The sequence below is a fragment of the Micromonospora sp. NPDC051543 genome, assembly GCF_044454415.1.
Taxonomy (GTDB): Bacteria; Actinomycetota; Actinomycetes; order Mycobacteriales; family Micromonosporaceae; genus Micromonospora.
In genome coordinates this window covers 65,166-82,676 of record NZ_JBITDT010000024.1, presented here as the reverse complement: position 1 = coordinate 82,676, position 17,511 = coordinate 65,166, and the positions used below count along the sequence as shown (strand labels likewise).

Here is a 17,511-nt window from a genome sequence, read left to right as displayed (position 1 = left end):
GCCAGGCACCCTGAACCAGGACACCCAAGATCCCTACCAGCTGACACATGTATCGGGACTTCACCACTGACAGATGTCATGGGACTGAATAGTTCGGAGCTGACGGAAACTGTCCAAGATCTGAACTGCCGCCGCTGTGCGGCCGTGCGGCCGTGCGGCCGTGCTGCCGTCGCCGCTGTGCGGCCGTCGCGGCGACGCAGGGCGCGCTCACCCGTGGGCGCGGCCGCGTCCCATCCCGCTGACCCACGCGATCCCGCTGTGCGGGCGGCGAGGCGTGTCGGTGTTGAATGCGGGGGTGTCCGCCACCCCCGCGAGCCAGTCCGGACACAGAGGAGGGTGAGATGAACTTCCAGCGCCTCGGCCCGAGCGGCCAGGAGATCCCGGTCGTCCAGCACGACGGTACGACCTTCGACCTGCGGCCACTCACCGCCGACCTGGACGGGGCGTTCTGGGCGTCGGACGGGATCGCGCGGACGCGCGGCGCGCTCGACCGGGGCGAGCTGACCGAGCTGCCCGAGGCCGCGTCGCTGCGGGTGGGCGCCCCGGTGGCGCGTCCGGCGAAGATCGTCTGCATCGGACTCAACTACCGCGACCACGCGGCGGAGACGGGCGCGGCGCTGCCCGCCGAGCCGGTGGTCTTCATGAAGGACCCGATGACCATCGTCGGGCCGTACGACGACGTGCTCGTTCCCCGTGGCTCGACCAAGACCGACTGGGAGGTCGAACTCGCGGTCGTCGTCGGGACGACCATCCGGTACGCCGACTCTCCGGAGGATGCCCTGCGCCACGTCGCCGGGTACGCGGTGTCGCACGACGTCTCCGAACGCGCCTTCCAGTTGGAGCGCGGCGGCCAGTGGGACAAGGGCAAGAGCTGCGAGACCTTCAACCCGCTGGGGCCGAGTCTCGTGCCGGCCGACGAGGTCGACGACCCGCAGTCGCTCGCGCTGCGTCTCTGGGTCAACGGCGTGCTCCGCCAGGACGGGTCCACCGCAAACATGATCTTCCCGGTGGCGCACGTGCTCTGGTACCTGAGCCAGTTCATGGTCCTGTACCCGGGCGACGTCATCAACACGGGAACGCCGGCCGGGGTGGCGCTGGGTCTTCCGGATCACCCGTACCTGCGCGCCGGCGACGTGGTGGAGCTGGAGGTCGCCGGCCTGGGCCGGGCCCGCCAGACGCTGGTGGCGGCATGACCGCGGAGTTCGCCGGGCTCGCCGCGATCGTCACCGGCGGTTCGTCCGGCATCGGACACGCCACGGCCGTGGAGCTGAGCGCCCGAGGCGCCCGGGTGGCCGTCCTCGACCTGAATCCAAGCGGGCTCCCGGACGGCATCGCCGGCATCACCGCCGACGTGTCGAGTCGGCCGTCGGTGGACGCGGCGGTCGCCGAGGCGGCCAGGGTGCTCGGCGGCCTCGACGTGGTGGTCAACAACGCCGGCATCGGCGCGACCGGAACCGTCGCCGACCAGGGCGACGACGAGTGGCACCGGGTACTCGACGTCAACGTGGTCGGCATGGCCCGGGTGGTCAGCGCCGCGTTGCCCTGGCTGCGCCGCTCGGAGCACGCGTCGGTCGTCAACATCTCGTCCATCGCGGCGCTCAACGGCCTGCCGGGCCGCGCGCTCTACTCGGCCAGCAAGGGCGCCGTGCTGTCGTTGACCCTCGCCATGGCCACCGACCACGTCCGCGAGGGCATCCGGTTCAACTGCGTCTGCCCCGGCACGGCGGACACGCCCTGGGTGGGGCGGCTGCTCGCGCAGGCGGACGACCCGGCGGCCGAGCGGGCGGCGCTGCGGGCCCGCCAACCCATCGGACGGCTGGTCACCCCGGAGGAGGTCGCCAACGCGATCCTCTACCTCGCGTCACCCCGATCGGCATCGACCACGGGTACGGTGTTGGACGTCGACGGTGGGGTCACCCACCTGCGGGTCCGGCCGTGACGACGGGCGGGGGTGTGCCGTGCGGATCGCGCTCTTCGTGACCTGCCTGGCCGACACCATGTTCCCGCAGGCGGCCACGGCGACCGTACGGCTGCTGGAACGGCTCGGCCACGAGGTCGTCTTCCCGACCGAGCAGACCTGCTGCGGGCAGATGCACGTCAACACCGGCTACCGGCGCGAGGCCGTCCCGCTGGTGCGCCGCCACGTGCGCACCTTCGACAGGTACGACGTGATCGTCGCCCCGTCGGGCTCCTGCGTCGGGTCGGTCCGGCACCAGCACGCGATGGTGGCCCGGCAGGCGGGCGACGAGGGTCTGGCCGACCGGGCCGAGTCGGTGGCCGCGCGGACGTACGAGTTGTCGGAGCTGCTCGTGGACGTGCTCGGCGTGACCGACGTGGGCGCGTACTACCCGCACCGGGTGACCTACCATCCGACCTGCCACTCGCTGCGGATGCTGCGGGTCGGCGACCGGCCGCGACAGCTGCTGCGTGAGGTGCGCGGCCTCGACCTGGTCGAGTTGCCGGCGGCGGAGCAGTGCTGTGGTTTCGGTGGCACGTTCGCCGTGAAGAACCCGGAGACGTCCACGGCCATGCTGGCGGACAAGATGCGCCACGTGCTGGACACCGGCGCCGACGTGTGCGCTGCCGGTGACGTGTCCTGCCTCATGCACATCGGCGGTGGACTGTCACGGCTGCGCACCGGGGTGCGCACCGTGCACCTCGCCGAGATCCTGGCGTCGACGGAGACCAGCGGCGCAGCGGCGGCACGGTCGTGACCCGCCGGACGTTCCTCGGCATGCCGGCGACCGCGCCGCCCGGCGTGGGGCACCTGCGCGGCGACGAGTCGTTCCCGACCGCCGCGCGGCGCAGCCTGGCCGACCCGCAAATGCGGCGGAACCTGCGGCACGCGACGACGACGATCCGGACCAAGTCCGGATCGGTGATCGCCGAACAGACCGACTGGGAGCAGTTGCGCGCGGCCGGCGCGGCCATCAAGACCGACACCCTGCACCGCCTTCCCGAGCTGCTGGAACAGCTCGAAACGAAGGTCGCGGCGGCCGGCGGTGTGGTGCACTGGGCGGCGGACGCGATCGAGGCCAACCGCATCGTCACCGACCTCGTCCAGGCGACCGGCGCGGACCGCGTCATCAAGGTCAAGTCGATGGCGACCCAGGAGATCGGCCTCAACGAGGCCCTGGAGGCGGCCGGGATCACCGCCATCGAGACCGACCTCGCGGAGCTGATCGTGCAGCTCGGCGACGACCGGCCGAGCCACATCCTGGTACCCGCGATCCACCGCAACCGCGCCGAGATCCGCGAGATCTTCCTGCGTGAGATGCCCGGCGTCGACCCCGCGCTCACCGACGACCCGACGGCCCTGGCGGCCGCCGCGCGCCGGTTCCTGCGCCAGACCTTCCTGAGTACGCCGGTGGCGGTGTCCGGCGCGAACTTCGCCGTCGCCGAGACCGGCACCCTCGCCGTGGTGGAGTCCGAGGGCAACGGCCGGATGTGCCTGACCCTGCCGGAGACCCTCATCACCGTCATGGGCGTGGAGAAGGTGGTGCCCACCTGGCGTGACCTGGAGGTCTTCCTCCAACTCCTGCCGCGCGCGTCGACGGGGGAGCGGATGAACCCGTACACCTCGATGTGGACGGGCGTCACCCCCGGCGACGGGCCGCAGGCGTTCCACCTGGTCCTGCTGGACAATGGGCGCAGTGCGGTGCTCGCCGACGAGGTGGGTCGGCAGGCGCTGCGGTGCATCCGCTGCTCGGCCTGCCTCAACGTGTGCCCGGTCTACGAGCGCGCGGGCGGGCACGCGTACGGGTCGGTGTATCCGGGGCCCATTGGCGCGGTGTTGTCTCCCCAGCTCACCGGCATCGAGGACAATGCGTCTCTGCCGTACGCGTCGACGCTCTGCGGCGCCTGCTACGACGCCTGCCCCGTGAAGATCAACATCCCGGAGCTGCTGGTGCACCTGCGCGCCGAGGCCGTCGAGGCGCGGCGGCGACCCACGGCCGAGTCGATCGCGATGGCCGCCGCCGCGTACACGATGGACCGACCCCGGCTGTACGCGGCCGGGCAGGGCGCGGCCCGGCTGAGCCGGCTCGCCGGTCGGCGGGGTCGAGGTCTGCCCCCGCCGTTGAACGGCTGGACCGCGAGCCGGGACCTGCCCGACCCGCCGGCGCAGACGTTCCGCGAATGGTGGGCCGATCGGTGACGTCCCGCGACCTCGTCCTCGGCCGACTGCGCGCCGCGCTCGCCGGCACTCCCCCCGATCCGGTGCCGGTGCCGCGCGACTACCGCCGGACCGCCGACGCGGACCTCGACCAGTTGGCGCAGCGACTCACCGACTACCGGGCCTACGTGCACCGGATCACCGAGGTCGCCGTCGCCGACACGATCGCCGACATCCTGCCGGCGGGCGGCACTGTCGTCGTACCCCCGGGTCTGCCCTCCGCCTGGCTGCCGGCGACGGTGACCGCGCTGCCCGACGACGGCCTCGACCACGCGCGGATCGGCGCGGCGGACGCCGTCGTCACCGCCGCCGCCGTCGCCGTCGCCCAGACCGGCACCGTCGTCCTCGACGGCTCGCCCGACCAGGGACGCCGAGTGCTCAGCCTGCTGCCGGACCTGCACGTGTGCGTGGTCCGCGCCGACCAGGTGGTGGCCACCGTGCCGGAGGCCCTCGCCCGGCTGACGCCGCAGCGCCCGCTGACCTGGATCAGCGGGCCGTCGGCCACCAGCGACATCGAGCTGATCCGCGTCGAGGGCGTACACGGCCCCCGCCGCCTGCACATCCTCCTGCTGCCCTGACGCAGGCGGGGTGGGCGACCTCGCTTTTCCCGATGACCCGCCATCGACGCCCCCGGGTGGGCATCGTTGGAGGCATCAGGTACGACGAAGGCGAGGGAGCGCGATGCGCGCGGTAGTGCTCAGCGAATTCGGCGGCCCGCTCGTCGTCGAGGAGGTCGACACGCCAGTCCCCGGCGCGGGACAGGTGCTCGTCCGAGTCGCGGCCAGTGGCGTCAACCCCCTGGACGCCAAGATCCGTGAAGGGAAGGCCCCGCACGCCCGGAACCATCCGCCCGTCGTCCTCGGCCTGGACCTGGCGGGTGTCGTGGCGGAGGTCGGGCCCGGTGTCGTCGGCTTCGCCGAGGGTGACGAGGTGTACGGGCTCACCGGCGGAGTCGGTGATGTTCAGGGGTCGCTCGCCGAGTACGCGGCCGTCGACGCCCGGCTGCTGGCCCGTACGGCGCGGTCGTTGAGCCTGCGTGAGGCGGCGGCGCTGCCGCTGGCCGTCATCACCAGTTGGGAGGCGCTGGTGCACCGGGCGCAGGTGCGGGCCGGCCAGCGGGTCCTGGTGCACGGCGGCGCCGGCGGTGTCGGGCAGGCCGCCATCCAGATCGCCCACGCCCGAGGCGCGGAGGTCTTCGCCACCGGTTCGTCCCGGAACCTGGAGACCATCGCGCGGCTCGGCGCGACGCCGATCGACTACAACGCCACCGAGGTCGAGGACTACGTGGCCGCGCACACCGGCGGCGACGGCTTCGACGTCGTCTTCGACACCGTCGGCGGAACCACCCTGGACAGGTCCTTCCTCGCCGTACGCACCTACACCGGGCACGTCGTGAGCGCGCTCGGTTGGGGCACGCACAGCCTCGCGCCGCTGTCGTTCCGCGGCGCCAGCTACTCCGGCGTCTTCACCCTGTTGCCACTGTTGACCGGTCAGGGGCGCGACGCGCACGGCGAGATCCTGCGCGAGGCGAGCGCGCTGGCCGACGCGGGCGCGCTCCGGCCGATCGTCGACCCCCGACGGTTCACGCTGGACACCGTCGCGGACGCCCACGCTCTCGTGGAGGCCGGCACCAGCACCGGCAAGGTCGTCATCGACGTAGCCTGACAAGGACCAGCTGTCCGGATACCTGCTGAGATGGACGTCGAGGCACCGGGGCAGACTCTCTTAACGGGGTCAGTCAGCCTCGGCCACGTAGACACCCTTACCGGGATGTCCCTCGACCAACCCGCGATCCTTGAGGATCGTCATGACCCGGTTGATCGTGGAGATGTGCACGCCGTGCTGTTCGGCCAGTTCCCGGGTGGACGGTAACTTCTCGCCCGGCGCAAGCTCGCCGGACTTGATCTTCTCGGCTATCTCGTTGGCGATGCGCCGGTATTCCACTCGCTGGGTCGGCATCAACCGCTCAGGACGGGTCGGAGTTGGCTCAGGACGGTGGGGTCGGTGATTCGGTCGTCGGCGGCGAGCATGATCGCCTTGGACAGGATCGTCGCGAGCATGGCGTCGTCGTCGAACGGCAGGTGCAGGCGGCCGGTCTGCTGACGCGCCGCCACGATGCACAGGTACCTGTCATCGGGCTCCATCATGATGTTGCCCGACCCGAGGTGGATGCGGTACGCGCGCAGGTTGCCCCGCACCCGCAGGTACCGCTCGGCGAGGTCCACCCGGTCGGCGATGGCCATCCGGGGCAGCAGCCGGGCGAGCGCGTCCCGGCGTACCTGCGCGGACGGGGTCAGCTCCGCCACCGCCGTGCGGTGCCAGTAGGCGGAGAACCCGTCCTCACCACGGTCGGCCCACTGCGGGTCGGTGGCGATGGAGGTGACGCCGACGAACAGGTCCACGTCGCGCATGGCCTCGGTGAACACCAGCGGTGGCACGTCGATGATCCGGGCGGGTTGCCACGTCTTCCCGTCGTGCCGGGCGAAGCGCACCTGGTCGGTCGAGCAGTACTCGACGTCGTAGCGGCGCTCCTCCCGGTCGTCGACGAGCGCGTGGTGGAAGGACGCCTGCCACCCGCCGCCGCCGAAGACCTTGGTGGCCTCGCTGTCGTACCCGCCGTCCCACGTCCCCAGGTAGCCCGCCTGCCAGCCACGGGCGCGCAGCAGGGCGTTTGCCTGCCGGTAGCGCAGGATGTGCGCGGCGAACCGGTTGGAGTAGGTCTCCGTCTTCTCCTCGGCCGGCGTGCGCAGGTAGACCTCGCGGAACGCCTGTTTGAACGGCTGCGGCAGGCCGGCGTCAACCAGATGTGCGCGCCAGGCCAGCACCTCGGCCGTGTCCGCGCGGGCCGGATGCCACAACCGGACCGATCCGTGGGCGAGGGCGTGACCGTCCCGGTCGACGATCGCCCACCCGTCGCCGTTTCGCCGGGGCAGACCGGCCGTCCAGCGCCGGCCGTCGGCGCTGGTCTCCCAGAGCAGACGCCGCCCGTAGGTCGCGGTCACCGGGTGGTCGAGCAAGCGCGACGACCAGTCGGGGTACGACCAGACGCGCTCCTCGGACAGCAGCCCCTCCACCCGCTGCCGCTCGCTGACCAGCGTCGCGCCGACCCGCTTGACCAGGCTCCGCAACTCGGCGAGGTCGTCCTCGTGGGACTGCTTCACCTGCGCCGGAACGCCCTTGAGGGTGACGTCGTCACGGGCGAAGACCAGGCGTGCCCGCTCGCCCACGATCTCGACCGTCGCCTCGTACGGGCCGACCGCCCGGCGCAGCCGCCCGTCCGGTCCGAGCCCGTGGTCGTCGACGGCCAGCTCCATGACCTCGCTGAGCGACCATCCGCGCCGGGCCCCGAGCTGGGTCAGCGCGGTCTGGACCCGGCTGCGCACCGCCTTGTTGCGGACCGTCACCGCGAGGCGGGCCAGCGTGCGCAGCGGCACGTCGCCGTCCCGGTCGGCCAGCAGCCGTACCGCCGTGATGGCCGTCCGCGGGGCGTACGGGAATCCGGCGGCCTGGCGTGGCGCGGACGCCGCGCCCGTTGTCGCGCGGGCCAGCAGCTCCGTCGCCCGCTCGTCGCGTTCGCGGGACAGTGCCCAGACCAGCCCGCGCAGGAGACGGTCCGTGTCGTCGTGGACGCTCCGCCCGTGGCCGGCGAACGCGTCGAGGACCTGGCGGACGACCTGCCGGCCGCCGTGCGCGGCCACCAGCAGCTCGTCGAGGCGGCGCAGCCACTTCGCGGTCGCCGCCGGTTTGTCCAGCGCGGCGCAGTGCTCCAGCAGCTCCGGAACGCCCGGCGCGGCGAGGTCGGCGCCCAGGTCGGCGCGGACGGCGGGCCCGAAGCTGTCCCCGTCGTGCAGCAGCCACGCCGGCAGGCGGCTGCCGGTGGCGCGGTCGATGGCCTGGCCGAGCAGCGTGACGGTACGCCGTCGCGTCGCCGCCGCGATGAAGTAGTCATCGAGCAGCTCGCTGCTCAGGGCGGACAGCGCCGGCACCAGGTCGGCCAGCTCGGCGGCCGTCAGGCGCTGCGCGATCAGGGCGGGTAGCTCCAGGTCGGTGCCGTCGTCGACGCCGCCTCGGCGAGCGACCACTTCCAGGCACCACAGCAGGTCCGCCCGCGTGAAGGGGACATCCTCGGTGGCGAGGTTGGGCAGCACCCCGCTCATCCCGGACGTCGATCCCCGGTGCAGGGCCAGGGCGGCCCGGCGGCGCTCCTCGGCCGGCCACGCCCGCACGGTGGCCCACTCCGGCAGGTTCGTCACCGACGCCCCCCAGTAGCTCGCGCTGGCAGCCCGCAGCAGCGTGCGGATTCGTTCGTCGGCCTCGGCGAGGCCGGTCTCCACCTGCCGGCGGTCCGCATCGCTCAGGTGGGGGAGCAGTGCCGTCCAGTCACCCATGTCAGCCACCTACCAGCGCGACGAGCCGGACGAACGCCACGTCGGGGTCGGTCCGCAGGTCGATCTCCTCGTCGAGGTCGTCGACCTGGTGGTCGCCGATCAGTAGCAGGAAACCGTTGTGGGCGAACGAGGCACAGGCCCGGTCCGCCTGCGCCTCCCAGTCGAGCCGCCGGCCCGCGGCGACCCGGTAGCCGTTCAGCGTGGCCTCCGTGTCGGTCGGCTGCACCAGGCCCCGGAAGTGCCGCGGGCGCTCGGCGTTGAACCGCGCCACCTCCTCGCGGACCCGCAGCCGAACCAACTCTCGCGCGGAGATGCGCTCCGGCAGGCCCGTCAACGGCCAACTGTCGACGGCCCTGCCGGTCGCCGTCTCGTCCCGAACCATCACCGTGACCATGCGTTGTGCTCCTCGCCCTCAGGTGAGCGGCAGCATGGCACGGCCGTCCGACGAAAACGGGGCACCCGGACTCCTACGAGCAGGACCTCGAACCGGACGAGGACCGACCGGCCGGGCGGGCGCAGTCGACGACGACGGTGGCCAACAGGGCGGGGTGGTCGGTCGCCCCGTCCATGTCCACCGACCGGGCACCGCACAGGCTGACGTCGGAGCTGGTCACGATGTGCTGCACCGCCCCGTCACCGACGCGGGGATGACCGGTCGGCACGCAGGTCCCCACGTCGCCGGGGCGCAGGTTGAGGTCACCGCTCACCAACGTTGGGGCGTACCCGGTGTGCCGACGGATGGCGGGCAGGATCCCGTCGATCAGGTGGCCGCACTGGGCGAGCGCGACGCTGCGGCTGGTGGCCGCCAGGTGGGTGGTGCAGGCGTTGAGCCCGCCCTCGACGTTGACGCACAGCCAGGGTCGTTCCTCGGGGTCGGCGAGGTCCTGCGCCGGGTGGATCCCAGTGTGCACGGTGTACCGGCTGCCCGTCGTCGGCAGTCGCGTCAGCAGACCGATGCCGTACGCCCGGCCGTTGCGGCACCGGGTGTCGGCGCCGCTGGGCCGGTCGCCGGCAGCCTGGAAGGCGGACGCGACTCTCGCGCGGCCGTGGACCTTCGCGAACACCGCCTCCAGCGTGGGCACGTCGTCCTGGCAGATCTCGTTGAGGGTGACCAGGTCGGGCCGCTCCGCCCTGATCAGTTCGGCGGCCCTGGGCACCGCCCGGCCGGTGTAGCAGGCGGCGCGACCGCTGTTGCACAGGTTCATCTGTGCCACCCACAGGGTCGTGGGCGCGGGGGAGGCCGGGACGGGCCGGGCCGGCACACCGGCGACGACGACGAGACAGCCGACGGCGAGGGCCCGGCGGATCGCGCGGAACGGGCCGTTCGGGCGCCGATCAGGGACGGTCGTGCCCCGGCGGCGGTCGGTGTCGCCGGGCGGATCGTCGGACATGCGGACTCCGGCAGCAAGGCGGCACTCTTCGCCGAGGTGTCCGCGATCCTACTGCCGGCCGCCCGGCGTTCTAGGGTGGACCGATGATCACGTGCGTCGTGCACTACACCATCGACCCCGCGCAGATCGAGGCGTTCGAACGGTTCGCCCGCGCGTGGATGCGGCTCGTGGCCCGGCACGGCGGCGTGCACCACGGCTACTTCCTGCCCGCCGAGGGCGCCAGCGACCGGGCCGAGGCGCTGTTCAGCTTCGACAGCCTCGCGGCGTACGAGCGGTACCGCGCACGGTTCGGCCACGACCCGGAGTTCCTCGCGGCCGACGCCATCCGCGACGAGTCGGGTTGTGTGGTGCGCTACGAGCGGACGTTCATGCGCCCCCTGCTGCCGGGCGACGCGGACGCGGCACGCTGACACGGGCCGTGCGGGGAGGGTGGACCCCGCACGACCCGTGCCGGTTCAGCGGTGCGGTCGGGGCGCGACGCGCGGCAGGACGTACGGCGGGCCGGCGAAGATCAGATCCGACTTCAGCTCCTGGTACGCCCGCTTGGGCTGGTAGTTCTCGTCGTAGATGGTGGCCAGGCCCTCCGGCGGGTCGTTGAACCAGTCCGGCACCCACGAGTACTTGTCGCTGAAACCCCAGACGGTGTACGACAGGCAGTCGCGTACGGCGAGGCACGCCTTCATCAGCACGCTGAAGTTGGCGGCCGACGCCTGCAGACGGGGGTTGATCTCCTCGGAGTTGCCGGCCTGGACGCCTGCGGTCATCTGGCTACGGACGTCGACCTCGGTGAACGCGGTGGCCAGGCCGAGCGCGGAGAAGCGCTTCAGCGCGGCGGTCACCTGGAGGGTGTCGAAGTTGCCGTACTGGGTGCCCAGGTGACCCTGCGAGCCGACGCCGTCGATCGGGACGCCCTTGGCGCGCAGGCCCTTGGCCATGTCGTAGACGAACTGCGTCTTGTCGTCGGCCGGGTTGCCCGAGCCGAACGCCTCGATGTTGTAGTCGTTGTAGAACAGCAGCGCCTTCGGGTCGGCGGCGCGGGCCCAGCGGAACGCGTCGGCGATGTAGTCCGGGCCCAGGTTCTGCGCCCAGAAGCCCTTGTAGTGCAGCGTCGACGGAGTGTCCCAGGGGTCGCTCACCGCCTCGTTGACGACGTCCCACTGCCAGATCTTGCCCTTGTAGCGGCTGACGACGGCGGTGATGTGCTTGCGCAGCAGCTCGCGCAGCTCCTGCTTGCTGATGGTGCCGTCGGCGACGCCGCTGGTGAGCCAGGCGGGCAGTTGGTTGTGCCAGACCAGCACGTGGCCCCGCACGCTCTGGCGGTTGCGCTGGGCGAACTGGATGAGCTGGTCGGCGGCCGCCCAGTCGTAGGTGCCCCGGGTGGGCTCCAGGCTCTCCCACTTCATCGCGTTCTCGGCGGTGACCGAGGAGAACTCCGAGGCGGCGAGCTGGCGGTAGCGCGGGTCGTTGGCGTCGTTGAGTGCCTCCGCGTTGACCGCGGTGCCGATCTTCAGGCCGTGGCGCTGGCCGAGGGCCGCGAGCGTCTGGGTGGTCGGGTCGTACGGCCGGCTCGCGGTGGCCGGAACCGCGTTCAACGCCGCAGCGGTCGCGACGGCGACGACGCCGGCGCTGATCCACCGTCTTGGCTTCATCTGCCTGCCTCTCGATAATGATCGACAAATGTCGATCTTTGAAGGAAGGGTGCGGCCCGGAAGGAAAGGGCGCGGGGAGTGGCTTCGAAGAACCGGAAACTCGTTCGAAACATTATGGCCGCCGATGGGCCCCGTCAACTCTGAAAACTTCCGGAAAAAAGTCGGGTGAGCTGCGCGACTGTGGATAGTCATCGGATGAAAGTTTCGCCGCCGCGCCGAGCGGCACGGCGTCAACGGCAGTGGGGACGGCACCGACCCGGATGGGTCGGCGCCGTCCCCACTCAGCGGGACCGGCGGCGGATCAAGCGTTCAGCCGTGCCTCGATCGCCTCGATGACGCGCGGACGCAGCTCCGCGGCGCGGATGACGGCGTCCACCGAGCCGACCTCGACGGCCCGCTGGATGTTGTGCACCCGGTCGAACTCGGTAGCCACCTCGCCGAGCTTCTCCGCCCGCACCGAGGAGCGCAGCTCGTCGAGCTCGGCCGTCAACGCGGCGCGCTCGGTCCCGGACGCGGCGGCGACCCGGGCCTCCAGTGCGCGTACCCGCTCGTCGGCGGCCGTACGGGCGTTGACGTCGGCGGAGAACACCACCGCGGCGGCGGGAGCGCCACCGAGCACCGAGGCGAACGACCCTTCCAACGCGAGCACCGTCATGCTCGGGTTCAGCGCCTTCGAGAACACCACGAACGCGCCACCGTGGTACCGCGAGATCACGCAGAACACGATCGGACCCTGGAAGTTGACGATCGCCCGGCCGATCTCCGCGCCGTACTCCAGTTGCAGCTTGCGCATCGACTCGGGCGAGCCGTCGAAGCCCGACAGGTTGGCCAGCACGACCAGCGGCCGGTTGCCGCTGGCCGCGTTGATGGCCCGCGCGGCCTTCTTCGACGAGCGGGGGAACAGCGTGCCCGCCGTGTAGGTGTCCGGGCCGTCGGTGGGCGGGAACCCCCGACGCGGCACCGACCGGGACTCGATGCCGAGCAGGCACACCGGGATGCCGCCCAGGTGGGCGTCCTGCACGACCGCCGTGTCGGCGTCGGCCATGCCCGCCCACCGCTCCAGCACCGGGCGGTCCTGGTCGGCGATGGCCCGCAGCACCGTGCGGATGTCGAACGGCTTCTTGCGGTCCGGGTTGGCCTCGGCGGAGAAGATCTCGCCGACCGTGCGGAACGGGCTGCCCGCCACGTCGTGCGGGAACTCCGAGATGTCCCGGTCCACCGGGTCGGTGGTGGTCACCCGTCGCGGGGCGTCCTCGCCGGGCGCGACGTACGTGTGCTCGTAGTGGGCCATCAGCACGTCCCGCGCGGCGGTCAGGTTCGGCGCCCAGTACTGCGCCTGCCCGTTCGGGCCCATCACCCGGTCGTACCCGCCGATGCCGAAGTTGTCCTCGGCGGAGACGCCGCCGGAGAAGTCCAACGACTGCTTGCCGGTGAGGACCATCGCCGAATCGGGGGTCATCACCAGGACGCCCTTGGTGTGCATGAGCATCGTGGCCTCGGCGTTCCAGTACGGCTGCGCGCCCACGTTGATGCCGGCGACCACGATGTTGATCTCACCGCCGGCCTGGGTGAACTCGACGATGCGCTTGAGCGCCGCCGCCACCCAGTCCATGTTCTCCGTACCCGAGGTCATCGAGATCCTGGCCCCGGCGGAGAGCGCCCACCACTCCAGCGGCACCCGCATCTGCTCGGCCAGGTCGAGCGCGGCGATCACCCGCCGGCACTCCGGCTCGGACAGCGCGCCCAACGACTTGGTCGGGTCGCCGAGCAGCACGACACGGGTCACGCCCTGCGGGTGTCGCTCGGTGGGCGCGGTGACGACGCCCGCGACGATCGCGGCGCGGTTGCGCCCCCTCGGCCGGTCCACCGGCACCAGCACGTACGCGTCGTCGAGGTCGTGCTCGACGAACTCACCGAGCCGACCGGTCAGCTCGTACGGGTACACCGTGTTGCGGCTGCTGGCCCGCAGCACCTTCAGCCGGTACTCGTCGAGCGGCTCGACGGGCTCGGCCGGCGGCTCGCCGACGGTCAGCTCCGCACCGCCCTGGGCGTCGAACGAGATCCGTACGGCGATCTTGGTCAGCTCGCCGGTGCGACGGTCGCGCTGACGCGCGATGAACAGGATCTCCTCCAGGCCGGCGCCCACCGTCGTCGGGCGCACCCGCCCGGCGATCATCTCCATCTCCTCGCGGGTCAGCTCGCTCGGCGGCCACACGTAGACGACGATCCGGTTGGTGGTGAAGCGCGTCTTCGACGGGCGGCGCGACTGGGCCCGGCGGATCGAGTCGAGGCAGGCCGCCACCGCGTCCTCGGCGGTGGGCAGCGCCACCAGCCGGCCATCCTGCTCGCGCAGCTCGGTCAGGTCACGCACCTGGGCGAACGCCACCAGGCGCTCGTCGGCCGGGTTCTCCCGCGCCACACACTGGAAGAGGTAAACCTCCTCGTCCGACGACGGCAGCCGGGTCAGGTCGAACTTGTGCAGCCGCTCCAACTGCATCCGCTGCGCGATGTACGGGTGCAGACCGCGGATCAGCCGGTCCTCGACCATCCCGGCGTCCGACGGGCGGAAGGTGAAGTGGTGGTGCATGACCGCCCCGCCGCGACCCGCGACGGTGGCGGTGAGCCGACGGACCTGCACCGGCAGCGGATGGGCGGCGAGCCCGTCGCGCAGCGCGGCGGCCATCGCGTCGAAGTCCTCCGGCTGGTTCTCCCAGCCGAGGTAGATGTCGGCGTCGACCGAGTCCTCGGCGCCGGCCAGCTCGGCGAGCCCGCGCAGCGCGTCGCCCAGCCCGTCGAAGCGTACGGCCGCGGAGACCACGGTGGAGTCCGCGCGCTCGGCGACCACGAAGGAGCAGTCGGCGACCTCGCGGGTCCGCACCTGGGTCAGCGCCTTGTTGCCGTAGTAGCGGCGGGTGAGCACCTCCAGCATGACCGTGTTGTCGAGGTGGTGCCGCACGAGGCGCTGCCCGAGCAGACGCACCAGTGGCTCGGTGCTGCGGACCATCTCGGCGACGCGCTCGGCGCGGTCGGGCGAGTCCGGGTGGGCGTCCAGGTGTCGCAGGTGGGCCCGCACCTGCGCGTAGACGCGGGCGCGGTTGCGGCGCAGCAGCGGCTGCGCGAGCCAGGCGAACACCACGCCCCGGGCCAGGTCGGCGATCGCGGGGAAGCGGACCTGCGTCGCGGCCACCAGCCGTTCCAACGCCAGACCGGCGGGCTCCCGCAGCGACTCGTCCGGCGGCGTCTCGCGCAGCCACTCGCGCAGCAGCGACGCCACGACGGTGGCGTCGACGGACGCGCGCTGCTGGGCCAGGAAGATCCGGAACACGGCGGCTTCCAGGGCGGGGGAGCGCTCCAGGTCGGTCACGCCGTAGTGGCTGAGCGCCTTGGCGAGCTTGGCCTGGAAGGCGTCCGGCAGACCGGCCCGCTCCACGTCGAGGCTCTGCAGGTAGGTGTGCAGGTACTCCCGGTCGCTGCGGGCGTGCGCGCCGCCGTCCTCGCCGGTCGGCCGGTTGCGGCTCAGCTCGGCCAGGTCGGCGAACACGTCGATGAGGTCCACCTCGGCGGCCAGCGGCCGGTGCCCGTCCTCGGCCGCCAACCGGCGTACGACGAGATAGTCGTCGAGCACCCGACGGTCGTCGTGCGGGTCGACGTCGAAGCCGAGCAGCAGGCCGCGCAGGTCCTCCTGACCGCGCCGGCTGCGCTCGTACGCCGACAGACCGGCGTCGGCGGCGGGCAGGTCCAGCTCGACGGCGGGGCCGCTCGGAGCGGCCACGGTGTCGGCGGCCTCGTCGGCGACCGGCTCCAGCCGCAGCAGCGGCGCACCGGCCTCCACCTGGCTGCCCACCGAGACGGCGCACTCCTTGAGCCGGGCCCTGAACGGCGCGCGCAGCACCGTCTCCATCTTCATGGCCTCCAGCACCAGCACCGGCGCGCCCGCCTCGACCTCGGCGCCCACCTCCAGCGGGGTGGCGACGACGAGCGCGGGCATGGGGGAGCGCAGGACGCCACCCTCGTCGCGGCTGACCCGGTGCGTCACGCCGTCCACCTCGACGAGGTGGGTCGGGCCGTGGGTGCCCGTCAGCAGGCGGTAGCGGACGCCGTTGACGGCGATCTGCCCGGTGTGCCGGTCGAAGCGGTCCAACTCGACGTCGGCCGTGCGGACGTCGCCGCCCACCTCGATGCCCACGCGGAACCGGTGCGCCCCGATCCGGGCCACGCGCAGCCGGTAGGTGACACCCCGCAGCTTGAGGTCCAGCGGTCGGCCGCTGGCGTGCTGCACCTGCGGACGTCCACCGGCGGCGGTCGACAGCAGCCGCTGCCGCTCGGCGCGCTCCTCCTCCTCGTACGACTCGATCGCGGCGGCGGCCAGGGCGACCGCGGAGTGCCGGTGCGTGACGAGTCGGCCCTCGCCCCGGACCCGGTCGATCCAGCCGGTGTCGGCGCTGGCGTCGATGACCTCCGGCTGGTCGAGCAGGTCGAGCACGAAGCTCTTGTTCGTCGCGCCACCGTCGATGATCACGGTGGTGTCGGCCATCGCCCGCCGCAGCTTGCCCAGCGCCTCGTCCCGGTTCCGCCCGTACGCGATGATCTTCGCGATCATCGAGTCGAAGTCGGCCGGGATGGTGTCGCCCTCGCTGACGCCGGTGTCCACCCGGATACCCGGCCCGGCGGGCAGGTCGAGCCGCGCGATCCGCCCCGGCGACGGCGCGAAGTCGCGGTCGGGGTCCTCGGCGTTGAGCCGGGCCTCGATGGCGTGCCCGCGCTCGACCGGCGGGTCACCCACGAGCCGGCCGCCCGACGCGACGTGCAGCTGCGCCTTGACCAGGTCGAATCCGGTGGTCAGCTCGGTGATCGGGTGCTCGACCTGCAGGCGGGTGTTGACCTCCAGGAACGCGAACAGCCGGTCGCCGGGGTGGTAGAGGAACTCGACGGTCGCCGCGCCCCGGTAGCCGACCGCCACGGCGAGCCGCTCCGCCGACATCTTCAGCTCAGCGGCCTGCGCCTTGTCGAGCACCGGCGAGGCCGACTCCTCGATGACCTTTTGGTTGCGCCGCTGCACCGAGCAGTCCCGCACGCCCAGCGCCCACGCGGTGCCCTGACCGTCGGCGATCACCTGGACCTCGACGTGCCGGGCGCCGGTGACCAGGCGCTCCAGGAACACGATGCCGCTGCCGAACGCCCGCGCCGCCTCCTGGCTGGTGCGCTCGTACGCGTCAGCGAGTTCGGCGTCGCTGGTGACCACGCGGATGCCGCGCCCGCCGCCGCCGGCCGTCGCCTTGAGCATCAGCGGGTAGCCGATCTCGGCCGCTGCCGCCGTCGCGGCCTCCAGGCTCTCGACGGCGCCGCGGCTCCACGGCGCGACCGGCACGCCGACCTCCTCGGCGATCAGCTTCGCGCCGATCTTGTCGCCGAGCTGGCGCATGGCCTCCGGGCTCGGTCCGACGAAGGTGATCCCGATCTTCTCGCACAGCTCCGCGAAGGCGGGATCCTCGGCGACGAAGCCCCAGCCGACCCACGCGGCGTCGGCGCCGGTCTCGGTCAGGGCGCGCTCGAGCGTCGCGAGGTTCAGGTACGGGCGGGCCGACGCGGGCCCGAGGTCGTAGGCGATGTCGGCCTCGCGCACGAAGGTGGCCGTGCGGTCGACGTCGGTGTGGAGGGCGACCGTCTCGATCCGGCTGCCCGTCTCCGCGGCCAGCTCCCGGACCGCGTGGATGAGCCGCATGGCGGCCTCACCACGGTTGACGATGGCGACGCGGTTGAACACCCGACTGACCCCTTTGGTAGACCATCTGTACGTGCCGAGACATGACGGCTCCCGGCAGTGATCACTTTTCCGGCTCGGAGCGGACGGCGCCATGGTGCAACGGCCGAACCAACCGCCGCTGATTTGTAGAGACCCCACAAAACTT

At 72.2% G+C, this 17,511-nt stretch carries 13 protein-coding genes; 7 read left to right on the top strand and 6 right to left on the bottom strand.

The features are described 5' to 3' along the window. Window positions 1-341 precede the first annotated feature (341 nt). The 6 genes from ACIA3K_RS29955 to ACIA3K_RS29930 all read left to right on the top strand — a co-directional run bounded on the left by ACIA3K_RS29955 (window position 342) and on the right by ACIA3K_RS29930 (window position 5,839). Window positions 342-1,193, top strand: coding sequence for a fumarylacetoacetate hydrolase family protein (locus ACIA3K_RS29955; RefSeq protein ID WP_396804961.1), 852 nt, complete (start codon window positions 342-344; stop codon window positions 1,191-1,193). Next, window positions 1,190-1,939 carry an SDR family NAD(P)-dependent oxidoreductase gene (locus tag ACIA3K_RS29950; protein WP_396804959.1) on the top strand — a complete coding sequence of 250 codons (750 nt, stop codon included), beginning with the start codon at window positions 1,190-1,192 and terminating at the stop codon, window positions 1,937-1,939. The genes ACIA3K_RS29955 and ACIA3K_RS29950 overlap by 4 nt, the downstream gene beginning before the upstream one ends. 19 nt (window positions 1,940-1,958) lie before the next feature. Next, on the top strand, window positions 1,959-2,714 hold the full coding sequence (locus ACIA3K_RS29945) for a (Fe-S)-binding protein (RefSeq protein WP_396804957.1): 756 nt from the start codon (window positions 1,959-1,961) through the stop codon (window positions 2,712-2,714). 20 nt (window positions 2,715-2,734) lie between these two features. Continuing rightward, complete coding sequence (locus ACIA3K_RS29940; protein ID WP_396804968.1) at window positions 2,735-4,156, top strand: LutB/LldF family L-lactate oxidation iron-sulfur protein; 1,422 nt, start codon at window positions 2,735-2,737, stop codon at window positions 4,154-4,156. After that, the gene (locus ACIA3K_RS29935; protein WP_396804955.1) at window positions 4,138-4,752 is read left to right on the top strand and encodes a lactate utilization protein C; all 615 of its coding nucleotides are present in this window, start codon (window positions 4,138-4,140) and stop codon (window positions 4,750-4,752) included. The genes ACIA3K_RS29940 and ACIA3K_RS29935 overlap by 19 nt, the downstream gene beginning before the upstream one ends. A 103-nt stretch (window positions 4,753-4,855) precedes the next feature. Then, complete coding sequence (locus tag ACIA3K_RS29930) at window positions 4,856-5,839, top strand: zinc-dependent alcohol dehydrogenase family protein (protein WP_396804953.1); 984 nt, start codon at window positions 4,856-4,858, stop codon at window positions 5,837-5,839. 69 nt (window positions 5,840-5,908) lie between these two features. On the opposite strand, the gene ACIA3K_RS29925 is transcribed toward ACIA3K_RS29930, so the two are convergent. The 4 genes from ACIA3K_RS29925 to ACIA3K_RS29910 all read right to left on the bottom strand — a co-directional run bounded on the left by ACIA3K_RS29925 (window position 5,909) and on the right by ACIA3K_RS29910 (window position 9,953). Next, entirely contained in the window at window positions 5,909-6,133 is a 225-nt protein-coding gene (locus ACIA3K_RS29925) for a GntR family transcriptional regulator (RefSeq protein WP_396804951.1), read from the bottom strand. After that, window positions 6,133-8,562 (bottom strand): DUF4132 domain-containing protein, encoded by a 2,430-nt coding sequence (locus ACIA3K_RS29920; RefSeq protein ID WP_396804949.1) that lies wholly within the window; start codon window positions 8,560-8,562, stop codon window positions 6,133-6,135. Before ACIA3K_RS29920 ends, ACIA3K_RS29925 begins: the two co-directional genes overlap by 1 nt. A 1-nt stretch (window position 8,563) precedes the next feature. After that, entirely contained in the window at window positions 8,564-8,956 is a 393-nt protein-coding gene (locus ACIA3K_RS29915; protein ID WP_396804947.1) for a hypothetical protein, read from the bottom strand. A 73-nt stretch (window positions 8,957-9,029) separates the two neighbouring features. Continuing rightward, window positions 9,030-9,953 carry an endonuclease/exonuclease/phosphatase family protein gene (locus ACIA3K_RS29910; protein WP_396804945.1) on the bottom strand — a complete coding sequence of 308 codons (924 nt, stop codon included), beginning with the start codon at window positions 9,951-9,953 and terminating at the stop codon, window positions 9,030-9,032. 83 nt (window positions 9,954-10,036) lie between these two features. Here ACIA3K_RS29910 and ACIA3K_RS29905 point away from each other — a divergent pair, with 83 nt between their 5' ends. Continuing rightward, the gene (locus tag ACIA3K_RS29905; RefSeq protein ID WP_396804943.1) at window positions 10,037-10,363 is read left to right on the top strand and encodes an NIPSNAP family protein; all 327 of its coding nucleotides are present in this window, start codon (window positions 10,037-10,039) and stop codon (window positions 10,361-10,363) included. A 45-nt stretch (window positions 10,364-10,408) separates the two neighbouring features. On the opposite strand, the gene ACIA3K_RS29900 is transcribed toward ACIA3K_RS29905, so the two are convergent. Both ACIA3K_RS29900 and ACIA3K_RS29895 read right to left on the bottom strand, forming a co-directional pair. Continuing rightward, window positions 10,409-11,602 carry an endo-1,4-beta-xylanase gene (locus tag ACIA3K_RS29900; protein ID WP_396804941.1) on the bottom strand — a complete coding sequence of 398 codons (1,194 nt, stop codon included), beginning with the start codon at window positions 11,600-11,602 and terminating at the stop codon, window positions 10,409-10,411. Window positions 11,603-11,903: 301 nt separating this feature from the next. After that, window positions 11,904-17,366, bottom strand: coding sequence for a carboxyl transferase domain-containing protein (locus ACIA3K_RS29895; protein ID WP_396804939.1), 5,463 nt, complete (start codon window positions 17,364-17,366; stop codon window positions 11,904-11,906). Window positions 17,367-17,511 lie beyond the last annotated feature (145 nt).

Coding starts and splice junctions, on each gene's coding strand:
- ACIA3K_RS29955 (WP_396804961.1), top strand. CDS start 342: ATGAACTTCCAGCGCCTCGGCCCGAGCGGCCAGGAGATCCCGGTCGTC.
- ACIA3K_RS29950 (WP_396804959.1), top strand. CDS start 1,190: ATGACCGCGGAGTTCGCCGGGCTCGCCGCGATCGTCACCGGCGGTTCG.
- ACIA3K_RS29940 (WP_396804968.1), top strand. CDS start 2,735: ATGCCGGCGACCGCGCCGCCCGGCGTGGGGCACCTGCGCGGCGACGAG.
- ACIA3K_RS29935 (WP_396804955.1), top strand. CDS start 4,138: ATGGTGGGCCGATCGGTGACGTCCCGCGACCTCGTCCTCGGCCGACTG.
- ACIA3K_RS29930 (WP_396804953.1), top strand. CDS start 4,856: ATGCGCGCGGTAGTGCTCAGCGAATTCGGCGGCCCGCTCGTCGTCGAG.
- ACIA3K_RS29925 (WP_396804951.1), bottom strand. CDS start 6,133: ATGCCGACCCAGCGAGTGGAATACCGGCGCATCGCCAACGAGATAGCC.
- ACIA3K_RS29920 (WP_396804949.1), bottom strand. CDS start 8,562: ATGGGTGACTGGACGGCACTGCTCCCCCACCTGAGCGATGCGGACCGC.
- ACIA3K_RS29915 (WP_396804947.1), bottom strand. CDS start 8,956: ATGGTCACGGTGATGGTTCGGGACGAGACGGCGACCGGCAGGGCCGTC.
- ACIA3K_RS29910 (WP_396804945.1), bottom strand. CDS start 9,953: ATGTCCGACGATCCGCCCGGCGACACCGACCGCCGCCGGGGCACGACC.
- ACIA3K_RS29905 (WP_396804943.1), top strand. CDS start 10,037: ATGATCACGTGCGTCGTGCACTACACCATCGACCCCGCGCAGATCGAG.
- ACIA3K_RS29900 (WP_396804941.1), bottom strand. CDS start 11,602: ATGAAGCCAAGACGGTGGATCAGCGCCGGCGTCGTCGCCGTCGCGACC.